The organism is Nocardia cyriacigeorgica (assembly GCF_010858045.1).
GTDB lineage: Bacteria > Actinomycetota > Actinomycetes > Mycobacteriales > Mycobacteriaceae > Nocardia > Nocardia cyriacigeorgica_E.
In genome coordinates this window covers 1-24,084 of sequence record NZ_JAAGVC010000018.1, presented here as the reverse complement: position 1 = coordinate 24,084, position 24,084 = coordinate 1, and the positions used below count along the sequence as shown (strand labels likewise).

The following is a 24,084-nucleotide window of genomic DNA, read 5'->3' as shown; positions in this document are numbered from 1 at the left end:
CGCTGGTATATAAGGCGATTCGAGCCCGCGCCGCCGAGATTCGGCAGCGCGGGCTCGTTGCGTATACCGGACAATGAGGCGATGGAACGGCTGATCGACCTCGCGCGCCACCGCAACATGCTGTGTGGTCACGGCCTTGTCGCTTCTGAGATAGGTTCCAGCTGCTGCGACCACGTGAAGGGGGACCTGTGAAGGCTGTCGACTCGCACCTGCTGACGCTGCTGAAGGCGAGCAATCAATTCATCGTGCCGATCTACCAGCGGCTCTACTCGTGGCAGGAGGGGGAGTGCGCACAGCTGTGGGCCGATATCCTCCGAGCCGGCTCGACAGAGACTCTTGGCTCACATTTCACGGGGTCGATCGTCTATGTCGCCAAGGACAAGTCGACCAACACCTCGGCCGAGCCCGACTTGATCATCGACGGTCAGCAGCGCGTGACCACGGTGACATTGATCCTCGCAGCACTCGCATCCCGTTTGGACGCGCTGCCGGAAGGCGATCGAGAGCCCTCGGACGGCTTCTCACCCAAGAAGATTCGCAACCGGTTCCTGCTCAATGACGATGAAGACGGCGAGCGGCAGTTCAAGCTGATCCTGTCCCAGAACGACAAGCATGCGCTCATCGCGATTCTCCAGGGCGCTGAGCCGCCGAGCGACATGAGCACCCGCGTCACCGCGAACTACCGGTACTTCCAGGAGAAGCTGGCCGATCCGGACCTCGACTTGGGCGTCGTGTGCCGCGGTCTCGACAAGCTCATGGTCGTCGACGTGAAACTCGAGCGAGGCGTCGACAACCCGCAGTTGGTGTTCGAGGCTATGAACTCGACCGGGAAGAAGCTGTCGCAGGCTGATCTGATCCGCAACTATGTCCTGATGGACCTGCCGCCCAAACAGCAGGAGAAGCTCTACTCGACCTACTGGCGCCCCATGGAACTGGAGTTCTCCGGCGCGGCGGAGAGCCAGTTCGATGAGTTCGTCCGGCACTACTTGACGATCAAGACGGGCGAGATCCCGCGGCTGGACGACATCTACGAAGCCTTCAAGGACCATGCGGCACGGTTCACGGCCGCCGAGGACACGATCGAGTCGCTGGTCGTCGAACTGCGCCAGTACGCCCGCCGGTACTGCGCGATGGCGTTGGGCAAGGAGGCGGATCCGCGGCTGCGGCAGGCGTTCACCGACCTGGACCAGGTCAAGGCAGACGTCGTCTACCCGTTCCTGCTCGAGGTCTACACCGACTACGAGCTCGGGATCTTGACCTCCGACGGTGTGCTCGAAATCGTCGACCTGGTGATCTCGTATATCTTCCGCCGTGCTGTCTGCCGTATCCCGACGAACTCGCTGAACAAGACCTTCGCCGGCTTCAGCGCCGCCGTGCGTAAGGACCGCTACCTCGACAGCGTCAAGGCCAACTTCCTCAGCTTCAGGAGCTACCGCCGATTCCCGAGCGACGCGGAGTTCATCGCCGACCTGACGGCCAACGACCTGTACAACTTCCGTCGCCGCTCCTACTTTTTGCGCAAGCTCGAGAACCACGGCCGCAAGGAGCTCGTGACGATCGAGGATTACTCGATCGAACATATCCTTCCGCAGAACGAGCACCTCTCCGCGGACTGGCAGGCGGCACTAGGTGAGGACTGGCAGAACGTGCAGGCCGAATACCTGCACACGCTGGGGAACCTGACCCTCACCGGTTACAACTCCGAGTACTCCGACCACTCCTTCGCCAAGAAGCGCGACATGGAAGGCGGGTTCAAGGACAGTCCGCTCCGGCTGAACCGCGGCCTCGGGCAACTGGAGACCTGGAACGCGGACGAGATCCAGAAGCGGGCCAGGCGACTCGCCGACGATGCGCTAGAGATCTGGTCTCGGCCCGAGCTGTCGGCTGACACGATCGCGGAGTTTCAGGGCAAGCGGGCGGAGTCGGACTTCACGATCGAGGACCACCCCCATCTCCTGCTGCCCGCGCGGCGCGCGCTGTTCGAGAAGTTCAGCGACGAGGTCCTCGCCCTGGACCCGGGCATCACGCGTCAGTTCCTGAAGCTCTACGTCGCGTTCAAGGCCGAGACCAATTTCGTCGACGTCGTGCCACAGAAGGCGAGGATGAGGCTCAGCCTGAACATCCCCATCGAAGCGCTGCACGATGAGCGCCGCCTGGCATGGGATGTCAGCAACAAGGGCCACTGGGGCAACGGCCCGACCGAGGTCGGCCTGGCCGAGGACTCCGACCTCGGCTACGTCCTCGGGCTGGTCCGCCAGGCGTTCGAGTTCCAGATGGGTGGAGACTGAGTGTGTGCGCTCGCCAGGCTGCCAATCTTGGACCACGGCATCAACGTCGAGGAGATCGCGCAGCCGCACCGGCTGGCCGAGCGCGGTTGGTGAGGCGGCGCCCGTGGTAGGGCGTCGAGGGCTTGTCGGAGCGGGTGTCACGTCAGTGCGCCCGCTTCGCCGCATTGCGGACTGTCGGCGCGCTCGCGGACCCGCGCGCTCGAACCGATGACGATCCGCGTCGGCCGGACGCACTGCTGAATCCGTTGCTCTCGTGCTAGGTTCCGAGTCTCGGCCAACGGGTTGCGCCGATTTCATGACGCAGGAGGTACGCGCGAATGACGCTTCGCAGGGCAGGCCTTCTCGTCTTCGCAAGTCTGGCATTGACATTCGGACCGGGCGGCCCGGCCGGCGCCGACAGTGATCCGCCGCCGAGTGCCGAAGCGCTCGACGACCAGCTGACCACCGGACTCGACCCGATGGCGCGGATGTGGGCGTGGACCCATCCGGTCCGCAACGAGCACAAGCTCGCGTTCGTCGAGGGCGCTCGAGCCGATCCCGAGCTGCCGTACCGGCTGGCGCGGACGGTGCACGAGACCGGGGCGAAGCTGCGCATCATCGGGGTGAATCCGAAGCGCTTCGGCGACGCCTTCTACGCGAACGCCAACATCACTCTCACCGGCCAGACCAGCCCCGTCGAGATACCGTTCGTGCTCGAGGACGGCGAGTGGAAGGTGCAGTTGATCTGGGCCTGCACGATGCTGTCGATGCTCGGCGAACAGTCACCCGCCTGCGTGTGAGGCGGGCGGCGACGCCGAGCGGTGGTGTGTTGCGGGATCGTGGCCCGGTGTGACCGCCGTCATCCGGGTTCCCGCTCGCGCGGCCCCCTGCCGGTTCCCGGCCCGCCTGCGTGCGAACATAAGAGTCCCGTCGGGTCCCGGCCGGTCCGTAGTTGCCGTCCGATAACCCGCGCGGTTGTGCAGTACTCGGACGACCGGCCAGTGGCACGGAGAGGCGGAGAAGTTGGCGACCATCGAAGAAGCGCTGGAGATCGAGCGGCTCGAGCGGGACATCTTCCGTGGAGCCTCACCCAAGACCCAGTTGCAGCGGACCTTCGGCGGTCAGGTCGCCGGCCAGGCGCTGGTCTCGGCGGTGCGCACGGTGGATCCGCGGTTCCAGGTGCATTCGCTGCACGGCTATTTCCTGCGTCCGGGCAACCCCGACCAGCCCACGGTCTATCTGGTCGAGCGCATTCGTGACGGACGCTCCTTCTGCACCCGGCGGGTGACCGGCGTGCAGGACGGCGCCGCCATCTTCACCATGTCGGCCTCGTTCCACGTCGGCGACGACGGCCCGGCCCACCAGGACGAGATGCCGACGGTGCAGCCGCCAGAAGAACTGCCCGACGCCAAGACCACCATGAGCCCCGAACGGCTGTGGGCCATGCGGGAATGGGAGCACTGGGATATCCGCCCGGTGCCGCAGGAATCGGTCACCCAGCGGCCCGGTGTGGTGTCCCCGCAGCAGGTGTGGTTCCGCTACCGGCACCCGCTGCCCGACGACCCGCTGTTCCACGTGTGCACCCTCGCCTACATGAGCGATATGACCCTGCTGGGATCGTCGAAGGTCACCCACCCCGACGAGCCCACCCAGGACGCCTCGCTCGATCACGCCATGTGGTTCCTTCGCCCGTTCCGCGCCGACGACTGGCTGCTCTACGACCAGTCCTCCCCGTCGGCCGGCTTCGGCCGCGCGCTCACCAGCGGCAAGATCTTCAACCGCGCGGGCGAATTGGTCGCCTCGGTGGTTCAGGAAGGCCTGATCCGCACCCGGCGCGACAAGTAGCGACGACGCGCGGGCTGCCGGACCGGCTGGACGCGGAGATGGCAGAGGAGGGCGTCGCTCATCCGCCGCAGCGTGCGTTCGAGTTCGTCGCTGCGATGGCTGGGTAGCACCCGACCCCAGCCGGTGGGTGGATCGACCTCGGCGACGACCACGATCTTGCGCCGATCCGGGAACTGTGCGCGCAGGTACCGTGCGACCGGACCGCCGACGGTGCCGTCGTCGCCGGGGAGCAGGACCAGCGGCACCTCCGGATGCCAGCTCTCCCACGCGGCGGTGAATTCCCCGGCCCGTTCGGCGTCCAGGCAGACGTGCACCGCTACGATGTCACTTCCCAGTGACAGCGCCGCCGACAGGGCCTCCCAGGTGAGGCTCGAAACATCGGCCACGGGTACGACGACGACGGCCTCGCGTGGCTGCGGGGGCGGGGGCACGAGGTCGGCGCTGCGATGGGTGCCGATGAGCCGGTACGCGCGCCGCACCCGCCGCATGCCGAACACCAGCGCGGCCAGCACGACGATGATCAGCCAGGCGCCCTCCCGGAATTTCATCGCCGTCGTCACCGCGGCCGCCGTCGCGGTGGTCGCGGCACCGAAGCCGTTGAGCGTCAACAGCAGTCGTCGCCGCCGCGCCTGCCGGTTGCTCCACCAGTGGCGCAGCAGCCCCGCCTGGGCGAGAGTGAAGCCGACGAACACCCCGATCGCGAACAGCGGCACCAGCGCATTCATGTTCCCACCCGAACCGATCAACAGCACCGCCGCGCAGAAGCCGAGGGTGAGCACACCGTAGCGGTACACCCGGCGCGGCGAACTGACCGCGAACCGGTGCGGCAGGCAGTTGTCGTCGGCGAGCAGCCGAGTCAATGTCGGCAGCCCGCCATAGGAGGTGTTCGCCGCCAGCGCCAGCAGCACGACGGTGGCGAATTGCACGATGTAATAGCCGATTCCGTGGCCCAGCGCCGCCTCGGTCAGCTGCGACAGCACGGTGGTGCCCGCGACGGGATGCACATGGAACTTCTCGATCAGCAGCGCGAGCCCGATCAGCATCGTGCCGAGCAGGGCACCCAAGGCGACCTCAGCGCGTTGAGCTCGCCGGACACCGGGCGCGCGGAAATCCGGCACCGCGTTCGCGATCGCCTCCACACCCGTCAACGCGGCGCATCCGCTGGAAAAGGCCTTGAGCAGCAACAGAACCCCGACCGCCTGCATATCCGTTACCGCGGCCGCGCCGGTGCTGAGGGTCGCCGGCTCCGAACGCAGCAGGCCCGCGACGATCACGGTGCCGATACCGGCCACGAACACGATCGTCGGGAGCATGAACGCTCGTGCGCTGTGCGTGATGCCGAGCAGATTCACCGCGGTGATGCCGATCAGGACGGCAAGACACAGCCATACCGTGTAGCCGTGCAGCGCCGGAAACGCCGACGTCAGCGCCGCCACCCCGGCCGCGATGGACACCGCGACATTCAGCACGTAGTCCACGATCAGCGAGGCCGCCGCCACCAGTGCCGCTCGGTCACCGAGCTGCGCCTTGGCCACCGCGTAAGCGCCGCCACCATTCGGGAAGACCGCGATGACCTGCCGATAGGAGGCGATGAGGACCGCGAGCAGTGCCGTGATCGCCAAGGTGACCGGCAGCGTCATGCCGAGACCGGCCGCCCCCGCGGCGGCCAGCACCAGCACGATGGCCTCGGGGCCGTAGGAGACCGATGCCATGGCATCCAGCGCGAGGCCGGACAGACCGGTCGAGACGGTGAGTCCGCGCGCCGCGGGTGGGTTCGCGCGCCGTACCGGCTCCGGCGACGGCAACACAGTTGTCATGTCAGTGAGTGTCGATCCGGACGTGAGGATCACAGGCACGGCTTGACGCAATGTTGACGGCGACCGTGAGCAGGCCCACACCCCGGTGCCTCGTAAGCTGTGCGGAGTGAACCTTTCAGCGGTCGCCGCACCCGCGGCGCAGACCTCCGCGAGCGCGAGCGCACAGCCGGCAATCGGTGTTCTCGCGTTGCAAGGCGATGTGCGCGAACACGTGACGGCGCTGCAGCGCTGCGGCGCGCGGCCGACGCTGGTGCGCCGGGTCGAGGAGCTGGCCGCCGTGGACGGGCTGGTGCTGCCCGGCGGTGAATCCACCGCGATCAGCAAGTTGCTCCAGGTGTTCGACCTGCTGGAACCGCTGCGCGCCCGGCTGCGCGATGGCCTGCCCGCCTTCGGGTCGTGCGCGGGCATGATCCTGCTCGCCGATGAGGTGCTCGACACCAGGCCCGATGCCGAGCACCTGTCCGGCATCGATATGACGGTGCGGCGCAATGCCTTCGGACGCCAGGTCGATTCCTTCGAAACCGATCTGGAATTCGCCGGCCTCGACGACGGCCCGGTGCGCGCGGTGTTCATCCGGGCGCCGTGGGTCGAGCGGGTCGGTGACGGCGTCGAGGTGCTGGCCCGGGTGCCGAGCGGGCCGGCCGCGGGCAAGATCGTCGCCGTGCGCCAGCGCAACGTGCTCGCGACCTCGTTCCACCCGGAGGTCACCGGGGATCTGCGGGTGCACCGCATGTTCGTCGACCTGGTCCGCAACGCCTGACCCGGTCGCCTGCGGCCCCGCCGGTCGGGCGTATCGGCACTGCGTGATCAGGGGGCCGTCCCGTCCGGCCCTGCGGACCCGCCGAGTAGGCTGGGGAAGTTGTCCGACCGGCCGTGCCGGTACCGTAGACGACCACACGTGCCATCGACCTGAAGGAAGTAGGGGAATGAGCGGCCACTCCAAATGGGCCACCACCAAGCACAAGAAGGCGGCGATCGACGCGAAGCGCGGCAAGCTCTTCGCCAAGTTGATCAAGAACATCGAGGTGGCGGCCCGGACGGGTGGCGGTGACCCGGATGGCAACCCGACCCTGTACGACGCCATCCAGAAGGCGAAGAAGTCGTCGGTTCCCAACGACAACATCGAGCGCGCCCGCAAGCGCGGCGGCGGCGAGGAAGCCGGCGGCGCGGACTGGCAGACCATCATGTACGAGGGCTACGGCCCCAACGGCGTGGCGGTACTGATCGAATGCCTCACCGACAACCGCAACCGCGCCGCCGGTGAGGTGCGTGTCGCGATGACCCGCAACGGCGGCAATATGGCCGATCCGGGATCGGTGTCGTACCTGTTCCACCGCAAGGGCATCGTCACCCTGGAAAAGAACGGCCTCACCGAGGACGACGTGCTGATGGCGGTGCTGGATGCCGGCGCCGAAGAGGTCAACGACCTCGGTGAATCCTTCGAGATCATCAGCGAGCCCGGCGACCTGATCGCAGTGCGTTCGGCGCTACAGGCCGCGGGCATCGACTACGACTCCGCCGAGTCCGGCTTCCAGCCCTCGGTCAGTGTCGCGGTCGACGCCGACGGCGCCCGCAAGGTCTTCAAACTGGTCGACGCCCTCGAAGACAGCGACGACGTGCAGAACGTCTACACCAACGTCGACGTCTCCGACGAGGTGCTCGCCGAACTGGAGGACTAGCCCGGCAGCTCGCCGAACCGGCGACGAGAGTTTCCGAAGCCCCCGCAACGGTGTTGCGGGGGCTTTCGGTATCCATGGGTCCACCCGCGCGTTCTCACTCGGCCGTCGTCCGCCGATCGGTGGTCGCGGCCGGTGCGGTGACCTTCTGTTCCTCCTGCGCCCATGCGGCCAATCCGGCCAGGAACGCCTGCCGATCGGTGGGCTCCAGTCGTGCGATGGCGCGCAACAGTGCCGCCGAGCGCACCGCGAGGAACTGCTCGAAGATCGGCCGGATCGCACCGGCGATCGATACCAGCGTGCGTCGCCGGTTGCGCGGATCCTCCTCGCGCAGCACCAGATCGGCCCGGGCGAGGTCGCCGACGAGCTGGCTGGCTGTCGATAGCGATACCCCGAGGCGCCGGGCCAGATCGGTGACGCTCGCCGGTTCGCCGGCCATCAGCTGCGTCAGGATCGCACCGTGTCGCGGTCCCAGCCCGTGGGTCTGGAACGTGGCTCGAAGGGCCTCCGGCATATCGCTGTGCGCGCGCCGAAAGGAGGCCGAGATCAGGGGAACGTGACTGAGTGCGTCGAGTTCCTGGGCCGAGAGTCGGCGGCCCGGCGCGGCCGGATCGTCGGCGAAGGGCGGGGCGTCGGGCATGGCACCACTCTAGCAATGTTTGGATACTCAAACTATTCTGAAATCAGAAGTTATTGGAGTATCGATCAGGCAGGAGACGCTCATGCGGATCACGGTTCTCGGCGCGACCGGCGGGGTGGGGCGCCACCTCGTGACGCAGGCGGTGGCGGACGGTCATGAGGTGACGGCGGTGGTGCGCAATCCCGACCGATTGCCGCACGAGCCCCACGATCGGCTGCGGGTCGTGCGGGGCAATGCGCTGGCGGCGGAATCGATCACCGACGCGGTGGCCGGCGCGGATGCGGTGCTGTCGGGAATCGGCGCGAACGGCCGCCGCGATCCGCTGCGCCCGGCCTCGACGTCGGCCGCCGCGGTGGTCGGCGCCATGCGCGAAGTGGGGGTGCGACGCCTGGTCGTGGTGTCCGCGGGCACGCTCAACCATTCCGGCACCGGTCAGCCACTGCGAGTGCGAATCGCCTCGGTGCCGCTGCGTGCGCTGTTGAGGGAGCTGTACGCCGATCTCGAGCGGATGGAGGCGATCCTGGCAGGCAGCGGTCTGGACTGGACCTCGGTGCGCCCGTCGGGGCTCACCAACGCCCCGGGCACCGGCCGCATCCGGCGGATCGTCGACGGCGGCCCGGCCGGGCTGAGCATCCCGCGCGCCGACGTCGCCCGCGCCATGCTCGACCTCGTCCCCGATGCCTCGACCGTGGGGCGTGTCGTTGGGGTGAGCAGCTGAATCCGGCTCAGCCGATCTGCTGCTCGTAGTACGGCTTCATCGCCGGGTAGTAATCGTCGAAATCGGGGCGGTCGGTGTTCGCGCGGGCCGCGCCGAGCATGTCCAGGTAGAACTCCCAGCCGGGACCGACCTGCGGGGCCTGTGCGACCTCGTCATCGCTGCGCAGATGATGGGTGAACCGCAGTTCGGTGGTGCCGCCGGACTCGGTGAGCTCGATATCGAGGAACCAGGACCCGGCCTCGTCCTCGGCGGATACCCCCAGGTGGCGGGGCGGTTCGCAGGTATCGATGCGCATGTCCATCCAGGGCTGGTCGTCCTCGAACGCCATCTGCACCTTGATGGCCTTTCCGGTGCCGGCTTCGCCCTCCCAGGGGCCGAACCAGCGCGCGGTGCGATCGGATTCGGTGATGCTGGCCCACACGTCCTCGATCGGTGCGCGGTAGGTGCGGGTCAGCACCAGGTCGCGGCCGGTCTGTGCGGGAAAGAGCCGGCCGGTGGGGCTGGGGGTCATGCGGTGTTCTCCTTTGTCGTGGGGTGGTCGGTCGTGGTCGCGCGGTCTGCGGTCCGGCGTTCCCGCCTGGTCCGGTAGACCTCGGTATCGAGTGCGTCGAGGCGGCGTTCCCACGGGGCGGGTTCGGCGAACGCGGCCAGCCAGCGGGTGAGGGCTTCGAGCGGCGCGGTGTCGAGCCGGTAGTAGCGCTGCCTGCCGACGAGTTCGTCGTGGACCAGGCCACTGCCGCGCAAAACGCGCAGATGTCTGCTGATGGCCGGTCTGCTGATGGGGAAGTGCCCGGCGATCTCACCGGCGGTGAGCCGGGTCTCGCGCAACATCTCCAGGATTTCCCGGCGAACCGGATCGGCGATCGCGCTCGCCACGTCGTCCATTCGGGAAGTGTAACCAGTTGGTTACGTATTTGTCCATGGGCGGATCGCATGGCCCAGCGGGGCAGGGGGCGGTGACCCGGTCAGTGCCGCCGCCCGAACAGTTGCCGCAGGATCACTCCGCGATTTCGGTGCGATCGCTCCAGGCGTAGACCGGCAGTCGCCCCTCGGGCGTGTCCTGCTCGCGTCCGGTGGTTTTGAAGTGTTCGTAGCCGCCCTTGAACGGGATCTTCAGCTCGAATCCCGGCGGAGTGATCGGCACGATACGGTCGGGCAGGTCCTGTGGGCCGCCCTCGAGGACGGCCTTGGCGCCAATGCTCATCCTCGGATGGTAGAAGCGCCGAGGTCGTGTGTGCGCGACATTCGCCAGGGGTGCGGGCATCGGTTTGCCAACGATGTGCGTCGCGATGTCGGCGGTACCACCCGAACACGGTGGCGGGGCCACGGTCTGCCGGTGAGAATCGAGGCATGGTCGAGGTGCGGTTCGTGCGCGGTGACATCACCGAACAGGACGTCGACGCGGTGGTGAACGCCGCGAACTCGTCGCTGCTGGGCGGTGGGGGAGTCGATGGCGCCATCCATCGGCGCGGCGGCCCGGCCATCCTGGCCGAATGCCGGGAACTTCGCGCGTCGCGTTACGGCGAGGGGTTGCCGACCGGTCAGGCGGTGGCGACCACCGCCGGAAACCTCCCGGCCCGCTGGGTCATCCACACCGTCGGCCCGGTCTGGTCGGCCGGACAGGACCGTTCGGACCTGCTGGCCTCCTGTTACCGCGCATCGCTTCGGATCGCCGACGAACTCGGCGCTCGCACCGTCGCCTTTCCGGCGATCTCGACCGGCATCTACGGCTGGCCGATCGACGACGGCGCTCGCATCGCCGTCGCCACGGTCACCGCCGCCGACACCGCGGTGCGCGAGGCGCGGTTCGTGCTCTTCGACGAACACGCCTACGCCGCCTTCCTGGCCCACGCGCCGAGCTGACGCGAGGTCGCCCGCGTTCACTGCCGCGGCGAACGCCCCAGCGCCACGATCGACAGCGCGCCCGCCGCCGTCGCGACCGCACCCCACAGCAGCGGCGGCAGGCCGGCGGCGTCGACGACGAGACCGCCTGCGAAGGCGCCGAGCGCGATGGAACCGGTGAACACCCCGACATACAGGCCGGTCACCTGCTCGCGGCGCTGCGGGACGGCCTGATTCATCCAGAGCTGACCGCAGACCGAGACGCCGCCGTACGCGAACCCCCACACCATCAGGGCCACCACGGCTCCCGCGCTGCCTTCGGCCAGCACGAGCACGACAAGAGCGATGCCGACACCGGCGACGAGGACGAGCAGAGTGGCCCGGACCCGGCGGGCGGCGGCCGCACCCGCGGCGAAATTCCCGATCAATCCGCACAGGCCGTAGAGCAACAGCAGCGTCGACACCGCCGAGGCGTCGAGCCCGGCGAGCTGCTCGAGCGCGGGGCGCACATAGGTGAAGGCGGTGAAATGGGCAGTGACGATGAAGACGATGGCGGCCAGCCCGGTGCGGACCGCGGGCACCCGCCACAACCGAGCCCGCTCACCCGCCGCTGCGCCGGCATCGGCCGGCCTCGGCAACGCCGGAAGGACGACGACCAGCGCGATGCTCAGCAGCAGAGCCACCGCCGCGAGAACCGCGAAAGCGCTACGCCACCCGGCCAGCTCGCCGACGAACGTACCCACCGGCACACCGAGCACCGACGCCGCCGCGACACCGCCGACGACCGTGGAGACCGCGGCCGCGGCGTGCCGCGGCCGTACCAGCCTGGGTGCCACCGCCGATGCCAGCGCCCACACCGCGCCCATCCCGATGCCGACGATCACGCGCCCGGCCGCCAGCACCGCGAAGCCATGGGCCAGCGCGGTCGTGAGGTTGCCCACCGCGAGAACCGCTGTCGCGGCCGCGAGTACGAGCCGCCGATCGGTCGCGGCGATGAACCGCACGACCAGCGGTGCGGTGATGGCGGTGACGATGCCGGTGATGGCGAGGCTGAAGCCGGTGCTGCCCGTCGAGATGCCGACGCCCTGCGACATCGGGGTCAGCACGCCGACCGGCAGCATCTCGGAGGTGACCACAACGAAGGTGGACAGCGCGAGGACGGCGACAGCGGGAAGACCGCCGGGGACTCGCGCGGAATCTCTTGGCGCGGCGGGGTTTCGGTGTGCGATGGACATGCGATCCAGTCAACGAGGCGCCGGCGGATGGAACAACGACGATCAGCTCATCGTTCGATGAGCTGAGTTCATCGCCGCGGGTTCGGCGGACGCCGGAAAGGAATGGTCATGCCGGAGCTGCCCCTTCGCGGGATCGAGACGCTGCTGGTGCTCGCGGAGGAACTGCATTTCGGTCGCACCGCCGACCGCATGCGGGTCTCGCAGGGCCGTGTCAGTCAGCTGGTGGCGGCACTCGAACGCAATATCGGGGCGCGGCTGGTCGAGCGGACCAGTCGCCGGGTGGTGCTGACCGAGGCCGGGCGCGAGTTCGTGGAGTCGGTGGGGTCGCGCTACCGCGCGCTGCACGACAGTGTCGAGCAGCAGCGGGCGCGTGCCAGTGCCGACGAAGACCGACGACTGCTGATCGGCTTCCAGGGCACCGCGTACGAGTCGGTGACCAGTGCGTTCGCTCGTTTCGCCGCAGAGTATCCGGACGTGCGGCCGACCGTGCGTGAACTGCCACTCGGTGACCCGTTCGGGGCCCTGCGGGCTCATGAGGTCGACGCCGCGGTGGTTCTCCTGCCGGTACGGGAACCCGATCTTGCTGTCGGTTACGCCTTCGCGCCGGAGCCCCGGGTGCTGGCCGTCGGCCTCGAGCATCCGCTGGCTCGACGAGAACGGATCGATGCGGAAGATCTCGCGGACACCGATCTGGTCGCCATCGCGGGTGGCGCGCCCGACTACTGGCATCACGTGCACACACCGCGCTTCACTCCGCTGGGCCGGGCAGTGTCCTCCAGCGTCGAGGTCACCACGATTCAGGAGGGGCTCGCCGTCGCGGCGGGCGGGCGGCACGCGATGTTGGTCTGCATGCCGACGGCGCAACGCAATCGGCGCACCGACCTGCGCTATCTGCCGGTCGACGGGCTCGACGAGAAATCGCGTCTGGCGCTGATCTGGCGCCGCGAGCGCCCCGGCGTTGCCCTGCGGCGGCTCGCGGCGCTGCTGGCGGAGGTGTTCGACGAGGCTGCGGCGGGCCGCGTGGCCTGACTGCCCACGCTCGTTGGTGGCCGGTCGACGACGCCGGACGCGACTAGTAGCGTGCTGGAGGATCGGCTTTTTCGTTCGGGACCTCATCGCCGGCACCCGCCCCGGGCCCGGCGGATCCGTCAGGGAAAGGCAGGGCTATGACCGCGACCATCGGTAAGGTCACCGTGCTCGGCACGGGCGTGCTGGGTTCGCAGATCGCATTTCAGACCGCCTACAGCGGCTTCGACGTCATCGCCTACGACATCGACGACGCCGCACTGGAGAAGGCGGCCGCCCGGTTCGACGATTTGGTGCAGACCTACCGCGCCGAGGTTGCCGGCGCGGCCGACGGCAAGGCCGAGGCCGCGCGCTCACGGATCCGGCTCACCGCCGACCTCGCCGACGCCGCGCGGGAAGCCGATCTGATCATCGAGGCGATCCCCGAGGTGCTGAAGATCAAAACCGACACCTACACCGAGCTGGGCAAGCTGGCCCCACCCGAGACGATCTTCGCCACCAACTCCTCCACGTTGCTGCCCAGCGACATGAAGGACGCCACCGGCCGCCCGGACCGCTTCCTGGCCCTGCACTTCGCCAACCGGGTGTGGGCGTTCAACACCGCCGAGGTGATGGGCACCGCCGACACCGATCCCGAGGTGTTCCGCACGGTCGTGCAGTTCGCGAAGGACATCGGCATGGTGCCGATCGAGCTACACAAGGAGAAGGCCGGCTACGTCCTGAACTCGCTGCTGGTGCCGTTCCTGAACGCGGCGGGCGAACTGGTCGCCGATGGGTACGCCGAACCGGAGACCGTCGACAAGACGTGGAAGATCGCCACCGGCGCGCCGATGGGACCGTTCCAGATCTTCGACATCATCGGCCTGACCACCCCGTACAACATCTCGGTGCACGGCGACGAGGCCGCCCAGCGTTTCGCGGCGTTCCTGAAGGAGAACTACATCGACAAGGGCAAGCTCGGCGTGGCCACCGGGGAGGGCTTCTACAAATACCCGGGCAAGTGAGCGCCGAACCGGCCGCAGGCCTCCGCATGAGCTGAGAAATGCCTGATGAAACCGGGTGAATGCGACGGGCGCCATACCTGATCGACGGCTCGGATGCCTACTCTGGCCGACGTGCCCGGTTGGTCGTTGCTGTCAGGGCCGCTGCCGATCGTGCTGTCGGTGGCGGCGCTGGCGGCGCTCGTCTGGCTACTGGCGGGCCGCCGGGCCCCGGCCCCGCGCACGGTGGCGTGGTTCGCGCTGGCCGCGGTCGCCATCACCGCGGCCGGGGCGTACCTGGTGCAAGCGGTATGGCGGTTGATTCCCGACTCGCTCGGACCGACGGTGTATGCGAGCATCGGCCTCGCGATCTTCGCGCTGATGCTCGGTGCGGTACAGATCCTGCGGTGGCGTCGGGCCGGCCGAGCGGTGGCCATCGCGCTCACCTCGGCCGTGGTGCTCGCGGCGTGTGCGAACCAGATCAACCTGGTCTACGACGCCTACCCGACGGTGGGCGCGGCGCTCGGTATCCAGCGACTGAACGAGGTTCCGTTCGGTGAGCTCCCCGCGGCGAAGCGGCTGCGCCCCGACATCGACCCCGTGGACACCGGCTGGACCGCACCGGCCGACCTGCCCTCGGCGGGCCGCCTGACGCGCGCACCGATCCCGGGGACCGCCTCCGGATTCCACGCCCGCCCGGCCGAAATCTACCTGCCGCCCGCCTATTTCGCCGATCCGCGGCCGCAACTGCCGGTGCTGGTATTGCTCGCCGGGCAGCCGGGCAGCCCGCGCGACTGGGCCACCAGCGGCGAGCTGCCCGCCACCATGGACGCGTTCGCCCGCGCCCATCAGGGGCTGGCGCCGATCGTCGTCGTCGCCGACGGCACGGGCAGCACCTGGAACGATCCGCTGTGCGCCGACGGCCCGCACGCCCAGGTGGCCACCTACCTGGCCACCGACGTCCCGGACTGGATCCGCGCGCACCTGTCCGTCGATCCGGATCCGCAGGCCTGGGCGGTCGGCGGCCTGTCCTATGGCGGAACCTGCGCCCTCCAGCTGGCCGCGGGGTACCCGCAGGTCTACCCGACCTTCCTGGCCATGTCCGCGGAGGCCGAGCTGAACCTCACCGACCGCGCGCACACCCTCGCCGTCTTCGACGGCGACACCGCCGCCTACGCCCGCGCCAACCCACAGGACCTGCTGGCCGGACGACGCTACCCCGGCAGTGCCGGGATCTTCGTGGTGGGCAGCGACGACAACGACACCCTGCGCGGATCGCGACAGGCGTATCAGGATGCCCGCGATGCCGGGATGGCCGTCGGCTACCTGGAGCTGCCCGGCGGCCACGATTGGCGAGTGTGGTCGACCGGGCTGGCCAGGGAGCTGCCGTGGCTGGCCCAGCGTGTCGGCCTCATCTCCGGATAGGGACGACACGCTGGGCACGCCGGGTAGTGGCCGCGTTACCGCGGTGCGGGACAAGGCCGCGCGGCACCTCGGCCTCGCGATCAGCGCGTTCCGCGACGCCGCAGCAGCACGATGAGCACGATCACGGCGGCGACGACGCAGACACCCAGCGCCGCCGCGACCCACACCACCGCGGGCACGCCGTCATCGCCGGAATCGGCGCCCGCGCTCACCCGATCCTGATCGGTGGCCCGGGCCGACTTGCCTTCCTTCCCGAACGTCTCGCCGCTCCCGCTGCGATACTGCGGGCCGGGTTCGGGCTCGCCGGTGACGGTCAGCTCGAGCTCGACCGGCACCGCGGCGGCGCGCTTGTCGGGGTTCACCGTCTGCCCGGCCTTGACCGCGATGTAGTACCAGCCGGCCACCGATTGGGTGACGAGCTCGCCGCCCTCCTCGCGGTTCGCGTAGCGAATGGGCACGGTCGCCAACTGCTTACCGGAGGGCAACACCTGCTCCGACCCGGTGTAGGCGCCGGTGTCGGAATCGATTTCGGCGCGATACGGGGAATAGAGCGCGGTCTCGACGTTGGAGGTGTGCTCGCTGCCGCGTCCCGGGGTCTCACCGAAGCGCACCCGGTAGGCCAGCCCCTGGCCCCAGTCGAGTTTCACCCGGTAGAAGACGAACTCGCCGCGCTGCACCGTATCGGTGAATCGACCGGACGAAGGCAGCGTCGCCGCCACATTGAACGAGCCGCCACCGACGACCGGGACCACCGGCCCGGTCGGCGCGGTGAACTCGACCGGCTCCGACACCGCAGGCGCACCCGGGTCGGACACCGCCGATTCGACGCCGATCGAAATCTCCAGCGGCAGTTGGGCAGGGGATCCCTCGGAGACCGCACCCCACTCGAGGGTGAAGTAGTAGCGACCGCCGCCGCTGCACGCCGCATTACCCGAGCCGGTGTCGGCCGCACCTTCCCAGACCGTGCTGACGGTGAGCGCGACGCCATCGTCGGCGCTGCCGGTCAGCTCTTTTTCCGTGACGCCGCAATCGGAGCCGTCGGCGCCGAAGACCTTCAGGTCGAGCCGGTTGACCGACGACCAGTCGCCGTCTCGGCGTGGGAACGAGACAGTCCCGGTGAAGTACGCGGTGGCGCCCTCCGGCACATCCACCGCGTAGTAGCGCGGCTGCCGGTGGCCGATCACATCGAGATACTGGCCCGGCCCGGCGATCGGCGCGCTCCGGTAGTCGGCGGTGCCCGTGATCGGTGTGCCGATCGCGGCGTAGTTGCGCAGCGCCGCCGCAGTCACGCGCGGCAGTGCCTGTTCGAGCGACTTGCCGTCGACGGCGTCGGTGTAGGTGCCGCCGGTGCGCTGCGCGATGCAGGTCAGCTGCGCGCGCGAGGGGTCGTCGACCCCGAAACCGATCGCGTGCACGACGAGATCGGTGCCCTTGGCCTCGAGTTCGCGCGCGACCTCGCACGGATCGGGCGGTGTGCACGTGTCCAGGCCGTCGGAGACCAGCACGATGGATTTCGGCCCGCTCGCGGGCAGCGCGTCGTTCGCGGTGCGCAGCGAGTGCCCGATCGGGGTGTAGCCGCGCGGAACGATCTGATCGACCGCGGACGTCAGCGCCGGCTTGTCGATGGTCTCGGCGGGTCGAAGGACCCGGACATCGCGGCAGCCCGCGGCCTTCTCCGCCTCGGAATTGCCGGTCTCGGTGCCGTACACGGTGAGCCCGACCTCGGACGCCTCGGGCGCGGTGGCGACGAAGGTCCGCACAGCGGTTTTCGCGGCGTCCATCTTGGTGCCGCCACCCGGGTCGGCCGCGAGCATCGATCCCGACGCGTCGAGCACGAGCATGGTCGGCGCGTATTGGGGTTGCCGAGGTTCGGGCGACTGCTGGGCGAGGGCGGGTGCGGCGGCCGGGACCAGGCCGATCACACCCGCCGCGATGATTCCGGCGATCTTCGCCAAGGGGGACACGCTCTTACTACTCCGTTCACTGTTGTCGCGTTCGCGATAACGCGGCGGCAGGGAACCATACGTGTCTCGGACGGTTGCGGCCAGACGTGGGAAGCGGGGGCCCGCTTCGGCGATGCCGTGTCGCTGGAACCGCCCGCACCGCGCGTCCACTAGACTTCGAACAACTGTTCGCGTGTCCGAAGGGGTGTTCCGTGCGGGTGATGGGTGTCGACCCCGGGCTCACACGGTGCGGGCTCAGCATGGTCGAAGGCGGTGTGGGCCGGAAGGTCACCGCCCTCGACGTCGACGTCGTCCGCACCCCTGCCGACCTGGATCTGGCGTTGCGGTTGATGCGGGTCGCCGACGCGGCCGAGCACTGGATGGACACCCACCGCCCCAGCGCGGTCGCGATCGAGCGGGTGTTCGCCCAGCACAACGTGCGCACCGCCATGGGGACGGCGCAAGCGGGTGGAGTGATCGCGCTGGCGGCCGCCCGGCGCGGCATCCCGGTCGCTTTCCACACCCCCAGCGAGGTCAAGGCCGCCGTTACCGGCAACGGGGCCGCCGACAAGGCCCAGGTCACCGCCATGGTCACCCGGATCCTCGGTCTCCAGGTGGCGCCGAAACCGGCCGACGCCGCCGACGCGCTCGCGCTGGCCATCTGTCATTGTTGGCGTGCACCGCTGATGGAGCGGATGGCCCGCGCCGAAGCGCAGGCCGAGCAGGCCCGCAAGCGGTACGCCGAGAAGCTGGAGCGACAACGAAAGGCGGTGCGGCGGTGATCGCGTCGATACGCGGCGAGGTGGTCGAGATCGCGCTCGACCATGTGGTGGTCGAGGCCGCGGGCGTCGGCTACCGGCTCAACGCCACTCCGGCCACCCTGTCCGGACTCACCCGCGGCGAACAGACCCGGCTGTACACGGCGATGATCGTGCGCGAGGACTCGATGACGCTCTACGGCTTCGCCGACACCGAGGCCCGCGACCTGTTCGGCCTGCTGCAAACCGTCTCCGGCGTCGGCCCCCGCCTGGCCATGGCCGTGCTCGCCGTGCTCGAACCCGAAGCGCTGCGCAAGGCGCTGGCCGAAAGCAACGTCGCCGCGCTCACCCGGGTGCCCGGCATCGGCAAACGCGGCGCCGAGCGCATGGTCGTCGAACTGCGCGACAAGGTGAATCTGGTTCCCGTGCAGTCGGGTCCGCCCGGCAGCGCGCCCGCGGCCGTCGTCACGCCGGTGCGCGATCAGGTCGTCGAGGCACTGACCGGACTCGGCTTCCCGCTCAAACAGGCCGAATCCGCCGTCGACTCCGTGCTGGCCGACGATCCGGCCGCCACCACCTCCGCCGCCCTGCGGGCCGCGCTCGGCCTGCTGGGCAAGAATCGGTAGGCCTGTATGGATTACGACGACGAACGATCACCGGTCGACGCCCACTTCTCCAGCGGCGACGGCGATATCGAGACCAGCCTGCGCCCGAAATCGCTCGACGATTTCATCGGCCAGCCGCGGGTGCGCGAACAACTCGCCCTGGTGCTGCGCGGGGCGCGCGGGCGCGGCGGCACGCCCGATCACATCCTGCTGTCCGGCCCACCGGGCCTGGGCAAGACCAGCATGGCGATGATCATCGCCGCCGAACTCGGTACCGCCCTGCGCATCACCTCCGGCCCCGCCCTCGAACGCGCGGGCGATCTCGCGGCCATGCTGAGCAATCTGGTCGAGGGCGATGTGCTGTTCATCGACGAGATCCACCGCATGGCCCGCCCCGCCGAGGAAATGCTGTACCTGGCGATGGAGGACTTCCGGGTCGACGTCGTCGTCGGCAAAGGGCCGGGCGCCACCTCGATCCCGCTGGATATCGCCCCGTTCACGCTGGTCGGCGCCACCACCCGCTCCGGCGCGCTCACCGGCCCGCTGCGGGACCGCTTCGGTTTCACCGGGCATATGGACTTCTACGAACCGAGCGAACTGCTCGGCATCCTGCAACGCTCGGCCCGCATTCTCGGCGTGGAGATCGATCACGATGCCGCCGCCGAGATCGCCGGACGCTCGCGCGGCACCCCGCGCATCGCCAACCGGCTGCTGCGCCGGGTCCGCGATTACGCCGAGGTGCGCGCCGACGGCCGCATCACCCGCCCGATCGCCGCGGCCGCGCTCGAGGTCTACGACGTCGACGTGCTCGGACTCGACCGGCTCGACCGCGCGGTGCTGGGTGCGCTGGTGCGTGGCTTCGGCGGCGGTCCGGTCGGTGTGTCGACGCTCGCGGTCGCGGTGGGGGAGGAGGCCGCCACCGTGGAAGAGGTGTGCGAGCCGTTCCTGGTGCGCGCGGGCATGATCGCGCGGACCCCACGCGGGCGGGTCGCGACGGCGACGGCCTGGGAGCATCTCGGATTGGTTCCGCCGCCGGATCTGGTCTTCGGTTCGATCGAAGTCCGTGGGCGCGAACCACATCCGACGCTGGACTTGTTCGAGTAACGCGCGCCGACGGGTGCGGCCTGGTGTGGCAGACGATGAGCAGCGCAGACTCGGCCGCAGTGCGTCCGTCGGTGCGCCGGGAGCGCGGCGGGTATCGGCGCAGGCAGCCGAGCGGCGGTTGGAACGGTGGGCCGGGCCTCGCGTTCAGCGCAAGGCGGCCGGCTGCTGCAACGCCGTCACCACCAGATCCAGGAACGCGTCCACCTCATCGCGCTGATAGCCGCGCACCCCGAGGCGCGCCACCGTGAACCGCACCGCGCGCACATCCTCCACGGTCAGACTGCCCGGCCCGTCGTGGGCCAGCGTCGCCGCCACCAGATCGAGGAAGGCATCCACCTCCTCGACGTGATATCCGCGCTGCTCCAACGGGGCAGGCGTGAATCGCATCCGGTGCACATCGGCCGGGGTCAGCAGTCGCGCCGGCGCCGGACCGGGCGGCGCCGCGGGCACCGGCCGCACGCCGCGCTGGCGGAACTCGAGTTCGGCATGGACCCGATCCAGGAATTCGTCGACCTGCTCGGCGCGATAGCCGCGCCGGCCGCCGCGTGGCGCACCGAAGCTGACGTGGCGCAGGTCGTCGGCGGTGAGCACGCCGCTGCCGCCGAGCGTGGCGGCGACGAGCTCGAGGAATGCGTCGACCTCGTCGGTGTGGTAGCCGCGAAGTCCGGGCGGGGTCAAGGCGAACGTCGTCCGTCCGACATCCTCGGGAGTCACGGCCGTCATTGTGACAGCACCGTGGCCGGATTACCGTGCTTCGGGCCGGTTTTCGGGCACCGGCCGGCGGATCAGGGTTTACGCACGCCCTCGATGAGCAAGCGGCGGATCGCCTCGTTCAAGGCGGCGATCCCCGCCTCGTCCATATCCCGCAGCCCGTGCACCACCCCGGCCATCAGCATGCCGGTCACGGCTCGCGCGGTGTTCACGGTATCGAGGTCTTCGCGCAGGTAACCGAGCTCCACACCGTGCTCGAGGTAGCCGGCGGTGAGCATATCGGCGGTGTCGAGCAGCCCGTACAGGCGTTCGGTGAGCTCGTCGTCGATACCGGTGGCATGGAACAGCAGCAGTTGGGCCACCCGCCGGTCCTCGACCAGGATGCGGGTGAGCGCGGTGCCGATGCGGTCGATCTGCTCGCGGTATTCATCGAGGCTGGTGGCCGCGTCGGGGGCGTTCTCGGTGCCGAGCGCCTCGATGATCCTTGCGGCCAGATCGTCGATGACGTGGTCGATGATGTCGCGCTTATTGCTGAAGTACCGGTAGAACGTGCCGTGCCCGATCCCCAGATGAGCGGCGATATCGGCGATGCCGGTCGCGTGGTAGCCCTTTTCGGCGAAACACACGAAAGCGGTGTCGATGATCTCTCGGCGCAGTTCGGCCTTACGTCGTTCGGCCCGCGTGGATGGCTTCGTCACACCTGCGATGATACTGTCGTCACAAACGGAATGATGTGTCATTCCCGGAGAGTCGGTTCAGAATGCAGGAGGTTCGACGTGGCGCCTCAGTTCGATGCGATCGTGGTCGGTGCGGGTTTCGGCGGAATGGGGGCGGGCATCGAGCTCGACCGGCTCGGCCTGAGCAATTTCGTCATCCTGGAACGTGAGGACGATCTCGGCGGCACCTGGCATGTGAATCGGTATCCGGGCCTGGCCGTCGATATCGCCTCGGTGACCTACTCGTATTCTTTCGAACCGAATCCGTACTGGTCGCGGCTGTTCGCGCCGGGGGCCGAGCTGAAGAAGTACGCCGAGCACGTCGCCGACAAGTACGGCCTGCGCCGCCGGATGCGCTTCGGCACCACCGTCGACGGCGCCCGCTGGGACGAGGAAGACCAGCAGTGGATCGTCTCCATCGCCGGCGGCCAGACCCTCACCGCGCGCTATCTGCTCGCCGCCACCGGTTTCCTGTCCCAGCCCTACACCCCGCCGTTCCCCGGCATCGATTCGTTCGAGGGCACGATCCTGCACACCACCGCCTGGGACGACGACATCGACCTCACCGACCGCAGGGCCGCCGTGATCGGCACCGGCGCCACCGGCGTGCAGCTGGTGCCCGAGGTGGCCAAGCAGGTGCGCGAGCTGACGGTGTTCCAGCGCACCCCGATCTGGGTGGTGCCCAAGGTGGATGCGCCCATTCCGGCGCCGGTGCAGAAGCTGTTCGCCGCCGCGCCGGTGACGCAGAAGGCCGCGCGGTTGGTCAATACCAGCATGCTCGAGGCGCTCATGGTCGTCGGTGTGCTGCACTTCCGGCAGGCCAAGCTCATGAACAAGGGGGCGGCGCTGCTGGCCAAGGCCCACCTCCGGGCCCAGGTGCGCGATCCGCGGATCCGCGAGCAGCTCACCCCCGACTACGACTTCGGCTGCAAGCGTCCCACCTTCTCCAACCAGTACTTCAAGACGTTCAACCAACCGCACGTCCGGTTGGAGACGAACTCGATCGAGCGCATCGAGCCCGACGGCATCGTCACCGCCGACGGCCACAAGACCGAGATCGACACCCTCATCCTGGCCACCGGGTTCAATCTGTGGGATGTGAACTTCCCGGCCATCGAGATCATCGGCCGGGACGGGGTGAACCTCGGAAAGTTCTGGCGCGACAACAGGTTCCAGGCCTACGAGGGCATCACGGTGCCGAAGTTCCCCAACTTCCTCAGCCTCAACAGCCCCTACTCCTACAGCGGCCTGTCGTACTTCACCACCATCGAGGCGCAGATGAAGCACATGGGCAGGCTGTTCGGCGAGCTGTTCCGGCGCGGTGAAACCACCTTCGAGGTCACCGAGCGCGCCAACACCGCGTTCCTGGACCGGGTGACCAGCAAGCTCGACGATTCGGTGTTCTACGGCGGCAGCTGCTCGACCGCTCGCAGTTACTACTTCAACCAGCACGGCGAAGCGGCCCTGCTGCGCCCGACCAGCACCATCAACGCGCACCGGGAAGCGGTGAGCTTCCCGCTCGACGATTACGTCTACGGCCGCAGCGCTTGAGGCCCGCGTGTGAGCGGGCCCCGCGGTTTCTGTCGCGGGGCCCGCTCGCGCGCGCTACGGTGGCCGATGGCCCGCACGTCCTCCGGGGTGTGCGGGTGCGGTGCCGGTGACCAGAGCTGGCAGACTGTGTGAGTACCTGTCCATTCCCACCCACAGACTAGGGACTGACTTCGACGATGGAACTGCTGTTTCCGCTGCTGCTGGTAGCCCTGCTCGTGCCGATGTTCCTCGGTGTCCGCCGCCAGAAGCGGGAGGCCGAGAAGGTCGCCGCCATGCAGGAAGGCCTGAAGGTCGGCGACCAGGTGATCACCACGTCGGGTCTGTACGGCACCGTGGTCGAGGCCGATGACACGACCGTCGATCTCGAGATCGCCGAGGAGGTCGTCACCACCTGGCTGCGTCAGGCGATCCGCGAGGTTCGCGTCGACGACGAGGCCGATGAGACGACCGGTGACACCGAAGCCGACGAGGCGCCCGGTACCACCACCGAGGAAACCGCCGAGCAGACCGAAACCCGGCTGACCAAGGACTGACCGTCCGCTCATGCGCCGGCTGCCCCGCTGCGGTGAACCGCACGGCATCCGGCGTCATCGGCGTGTGCCCGCCTGTTCCACCTCGACTTCCGCCTAGGAGATGACCAACTGTGCCACCTTCCCAGGGATCGGCGCATCCGTTCAGGTTGCTCGGTGTCTATGCCGCGCTACTGGCCGTGATCTACGCGCTGGTGTTCTTCACCGGTGACAAAGCCCCGACACCGAAGCTCGGCATCGACCTGCAGGGTGGCACCCGGGTCACGCTGACCGCCCGCACCCCCGACGGCAGCAAGCCGAGCCAGGACAGCTTGAAGCAGGCCCAGGGCATCATCGAGAACCGGGTCAACGGCCTCGGCGTCTCCGGTTCCGAGGTCGTCATCGACGGCGACAATCTGGTGATCACCGTGCCCGGCGACGACAGTCAGCAGGCTCGCTCGCTGGCCACCACCGCCAAGCTCTACATCCGCCCCGTGTTGCAGGCCGCGCCCGCGCCGGGCAGCGCGCCCGCGCCGCAGCCGGGCCAGGGCACCCAGCCGCCGGCGACCGGCACACCAGGACAGGCGCCCGCACCGACCGGCACCGCTCCGGCGCCGACCGGGTCCGCGCCCGCAGGCGGTCAGGCTCCCGCAGCCCAGAACCGGGTCTTCCCGGCTCAGGCGCCGACCGAGCCCGCCCCTTCGCCCGCACCCACC

At 68.9% G+C, this 24,084-nt stretch carries 24 protein-coding genes and 1 pseudogene; 16 read left to right on the top strand and 9 right to left on the bottom strand.

Annotation, left to right across the window (positions count from 1 at the left end; translation table 11 throughout):
* Window positions 1-188 precede the first annotated feature (188 nt).
* The 3 genes from GV790_RS17025 (at window position 189) to GV790_RS17015 (ending at window position 4,112) form a co-directional block, all read left to right on the top strand.
* Window positions 189-2,288 carry a DUF262 and DUF1524 domain-containing protein gene (locus GV790_RS17025; protein WP_163814332.1) on the top strand — a complete coding sequence of 700 codons (2,100 nt, stop codon included), beginning with the start codon at window positions 189-191 and terminating at the stop codon, window positions 2,286-2,288.
* A gap of 317 nt (window positions 2,289-2,605) precedes the next feature.
* Entirely contained in the window at window positions 2,606-3,067 is a 462-nt protein-coding gene (locus tag GV790_RS17020; RefSeq protein ID WP_163814331.1) for a hypothetical protein, read from the top strand.
* Between the two features lie 223 nt (window positions 3,068-3,290).
* Window positions 3,291-4,112, top strand: a complete 822-nt coding sequence (locus GV790_RS17015; RefSeq protein WP_163814330.1) for an acyl-CoA thioesterase — start codon at window positions 3,291-3,293, stop codon at window positions 4,110-4,112.
* Here GV790_RS17015 and GV790_RS17010 read toward each other — a convergent pair.
* Entirely contained in the window at window positions 4,076-5,929 is a 1,854-nt protein-coding gene (locus GV790_RS17010; protein WP_375139404.1) for an APC family permease, read from the bottom strand. The two genes, GV790_RS17015 and GV790_RS17010, sit on opposite strands and share 37 nt — an antisense overlap.
* Window positions 5,930-6,035: 106 nt before the next feature.
* Between GV790_RS17010 and pdxT the strand changes: the two genes are divergently transcribed.
* Window positions 6,036-6,689 (top strand): pyridoxal 5'-phosphate synthase glutaminase subunit PdxT, encoded by a 654-nt coding sequence (pdxT, locus tag GV790_RS17005; protein ID WP_163814329.1) that lies wholly within the window; start codon window positions 6,036-6,038, stop codon window positions 6,687-6,689.
* 166 nt (window positions 6,690-6,855) lie between these two features.
* Window positions 6,856-7,608 (top strand): YebC/PmpR family DNA-binding transcriptional regulator, encoded by a 753-nt coding sequence (locus GV790_RS17000; protein WP_163814328.1) that lies wholly within the window; start codon window positions 6,856-6,858, stop codon window positions 7,606-7,608.
* Between the two features lie 94 nt (window positions 7,609-7,702).
* On the opposite strand, the gene GV790_RS16995 is transcribed toward GV790_RS17000, so the two are convergent.
* A complete protein-coding gene (locus GV790_RS16995) occupies window positions 7,703-8,245 on the bottom strand; it encodes a MarR family winged helix-turn-helix transcriptional regulator (protein WP_163814327.1) in 543 nt (180 codons plus the stop codon).
* A gap of 82 nt (window positions 8,246-8,327) precedes the next feature.
* On the opposite strand from GV790_RS16995, the gene GV790_RS16990 reads away from it, so the two are divergent.
* Window positions 8,328-8,963, top strand: coding sequence for an NAD(P)-dependent oxidoreductase (locus GV790_RS16990; RefSeq protein ID WP_163814326.1), 636 nt, complete (start codon window positions 8,328-8,330; stop codon window positions 8,961-8,963).
* A gap of 7 nt (window positions 8,964-8,970) precedes the next feature.
* Here GV790_RS16990 and GV790_RS16985 read toward each other — a convergent pair whose 3' ends face one another.
* From GV790_RS16985 to GV790_RS16975, 3 genes are all read right to left on the bottom strand, one after another.
* On the bottom strand, window positions 8,971-9,474 hold the full coding sequence (locus tag GV790_RS16985; protein WP_163814325.1) for an SRPBCC family protein: 504 nt from the start codon (window positions 9,472-9,474) through the stop codon (window positions 8,971-8,973).
* The gene (locus GV790_RS16980; protein WP_163814324.1) at window positions 9,471-9,848 is read right to left on the bottom strand and encodes a metalloregulator ArsR/SmtB family transcription factor; all 378 of its coding nucleotides are present in this window, start codon (window positions 9,846-9,848) and stop codon (window positions 9,471-9,473) included. Before GV790_RS16980 ends, GV790_RS16985 begins: the two co-directional genes overlap by 4 nt.
* Before the next feature lie 112 nt (window positions 9,849-9,960).
* Window positions 9,961-10,167, bottom strand: a complete 207-nt coding sequence (locus GV790_RS16975) for a DUF5988 family protein (protein ID WP_163814323.1) — start codon at window positions 10,165-10,167, stop codon at window positions 9,961-9,963.
* 146 nt (window positions 10,168-10,313) lie between these two features.
* On the opposite strand from GV790_RS16975, the gene GV790_RS16970 reads away from it, so the two are divergent.
* The gene (locus GV790_RS16970) at window positions 10,314-10,826 is read left to right on the top strand and encodes an O-acetyl-ADP-ribose deacetylase (protein ID WP_163814322.1); all 513 of its coding nucleotides are present in this window, start codon (window positions 10,314-10,316) and stop codon (window positions 10,824-10,826) included.
* A 17-nt stretch (window positions 10,827-10,843) separates the two neighbouring features.
* On the opposite strand, the gene GV790_RS16965 is transcribed toward GV790_RS16970, so the two are convergent.
* Window positions 10,844-12,040 (bottom strand): MFS transporter, encoded by a 1,197-nt coding sequence (locus GV790_RS16965; RefSeq protein WP_163814321.1) that lies wholly within the window; start codon window positions 12,038-12,040, stop codon window positions 10,844-10,846.
* A gap of 108 nt (window positions 12,041-12,148) precedes the next feature.
* Between GV790_RS16965 and GV790_RS16960 the strand changes: the two genes are divergently transcribed.
* From GV790_RS16960 to GV790_RS16950, 3 genes are all read left to right on the top strand, one after another.
* Window positions 12,149-13,069 carry a LysR family transcriptional regulator gene (locus GV790_RS16960; RefSeq protein WP_163814320.1) on the top strand — a complete coding sequence of 307 codons (921 nt, stop codon included), beginning with the start codon at window positions 12,149-12,151 and terminating at the stop codon, window positions 13,067-13,069.
* Window positions 13,070-13,206: 137 nt separating this feature from the next.
* Window positions 13,207-14,070, top strand: a complete 864-nt coding sequence (locus GV790_RS16955) for a 3-hydroxyacyl-CoA dehydrogenase (protein ID WP_163814319.1) — start codon at window positions 13,207-13,209, stop codon at window positions 14,068-14,070.
* Between the two features lie 93 nt (window positions 14,071-14,163).
* Window positions 14,164-15,471: an alpha/beta hydrolase gene (locus GV790_RS16950; protein WP_163814318.1), complete on the top strand. Its 1,308-nt coding sequence runs from the start codon at window positions 14,164-14,166 to the stop codon at window positions 15,469-15,471.
* 80 nt (window positions 15,472-15,551) lie between these two features.
* Here the strand turns inward: GV790_RS16950 and GV790_RS16945 are convergent, their stop codons facing one another.
* Complete coding sequence (locus GV790_RS16945) at window positions 15,552-17,435, bottom strand: vWA domain-containing protein (RefSeq protein ID WP_280210535.1); 1,884 nt, start codon at window positions 17,433-17,435, stop codon at window positions 15,552-15,554.
* A 191-nt stretch (window positions 17,436-17,626) separates the two neighbouring features.
* On the opposite strand from GV790_RS16945, the gene ruvC reads away from it, so the two are divergent.
* Genes ruvC through ruvB form a run of 3 tightly spaced genes read left to right on the top strand, consistent with a single transcriptional unit; the run spans window position 17,627 to window position 19,881 of the window.
* The gene (gene ruvC / locus GV790_RS16940; protein WP_138447397.1) at window positions 17,627-18,196 is read left to right on the top strand and encodes a crossover junction endodeoxyribonuclease RuvC; all 570 of its coding nucleotides are present in this window, start codon (window positions 17,627-17,629) and stop codon (window positions 18,194-18,196) included.
* Entirely contained in the window at window positions 18,193-18,798 is a 606-nt protein-coding gene (gene ruvA, locus GV790_RS16935; protein ID WP_163814317.1) for a Holliday junction branch migration protein RuvA, read from the top strand. The genes ruvC and ruvA overlap by 4 nt, the downstream gene beginning before the upstream one ends.
* Before the next feature lie 6 nt (window positions 18,799-18,804).
* Entirely contained in the window at window positions 18,805-19,881 is a 1,077-nt protein-coding gene (ruvB, locus tag GV790_RS16930; RefSeq protein ID WP_163814316.1) for a Holliday junction branch migration DNA helicase RuvB, read from the top strand.
* Window positions 19,882-20,025: 144 nt separating this feature from the next.
* Here ruvB and GV790_RS31660 read toward each other — a convergent pair whose 3' ends face one another.
* Together GV790_RS31660 and GV790_RS16920 are read right to left on the bottom strand one after the other, a co-directional pair.
* On the bottom strand, window positions 20,026-20,604 hold the full coding sequence (locus tag GV790_RS31660; protein ID WP_163814315.1) for a DivIVA domain-containing protein: 579 nt from the start codon (window positions 20,602-20,604) through the stop codon (window positions 20,026-20,028).
* A 62-nt stretch (window positions 20,605-20,666) separates the two neighbouring features.
* Window positions 20,667-21,332 (bottom strand): TetR/AcrR family transcriptional regulator, encoded by a 666-nt coding sequence (locus GV790_RS16920; protein ID WP_163814314.1) that lies wholly within the window; start codon window positions 21,330-21,332, stop codon window positions 20,667-20,669.
* Window positions 21,333-21,368: 36 nt separating this feature from the next.
* Between GV790_RS16920 and GV790_RS16915 the strand changes: the two genes are divergently transcribed.
* From GV790_RS16915 to GV790_RS16905, 3 genes and pseudogenes are all read left to right on the top strand, one after another.
* Window positions 21,369-22,859, top strand: a complete 1,491-nt coding sequence (locus GV790_RS16915) for a flavin-containing monooxygenase (protein ID WP_163814313.1) — start codon at window positions 21,369-21,371, stop codon at window positions 22,857-22,859.
* 176 nt (window positions 22,860-23,035) lie between these two features.
* Window positions 23,036-23,392 carry a preprotein translocase subunit YajC gene (gene yajC, locus GV790_RS16910; RefSeq protein ID WP_163814312.1) on the top strand — a complete coding sequence of 119 codons (357 nt, stop codon included), beginning with the start codon at window positions 23,036-23,038 and terminating at the stop codon, window positions 23,390-23,392.
* Between the two features lie 110 nt (window positions 23,393-23,502).
* Window positions 23,503-24,084, top strand: a pseudogene (locus tag GV790_RS16905) (protein translocase subunit SecD); the annotation flags it as partial.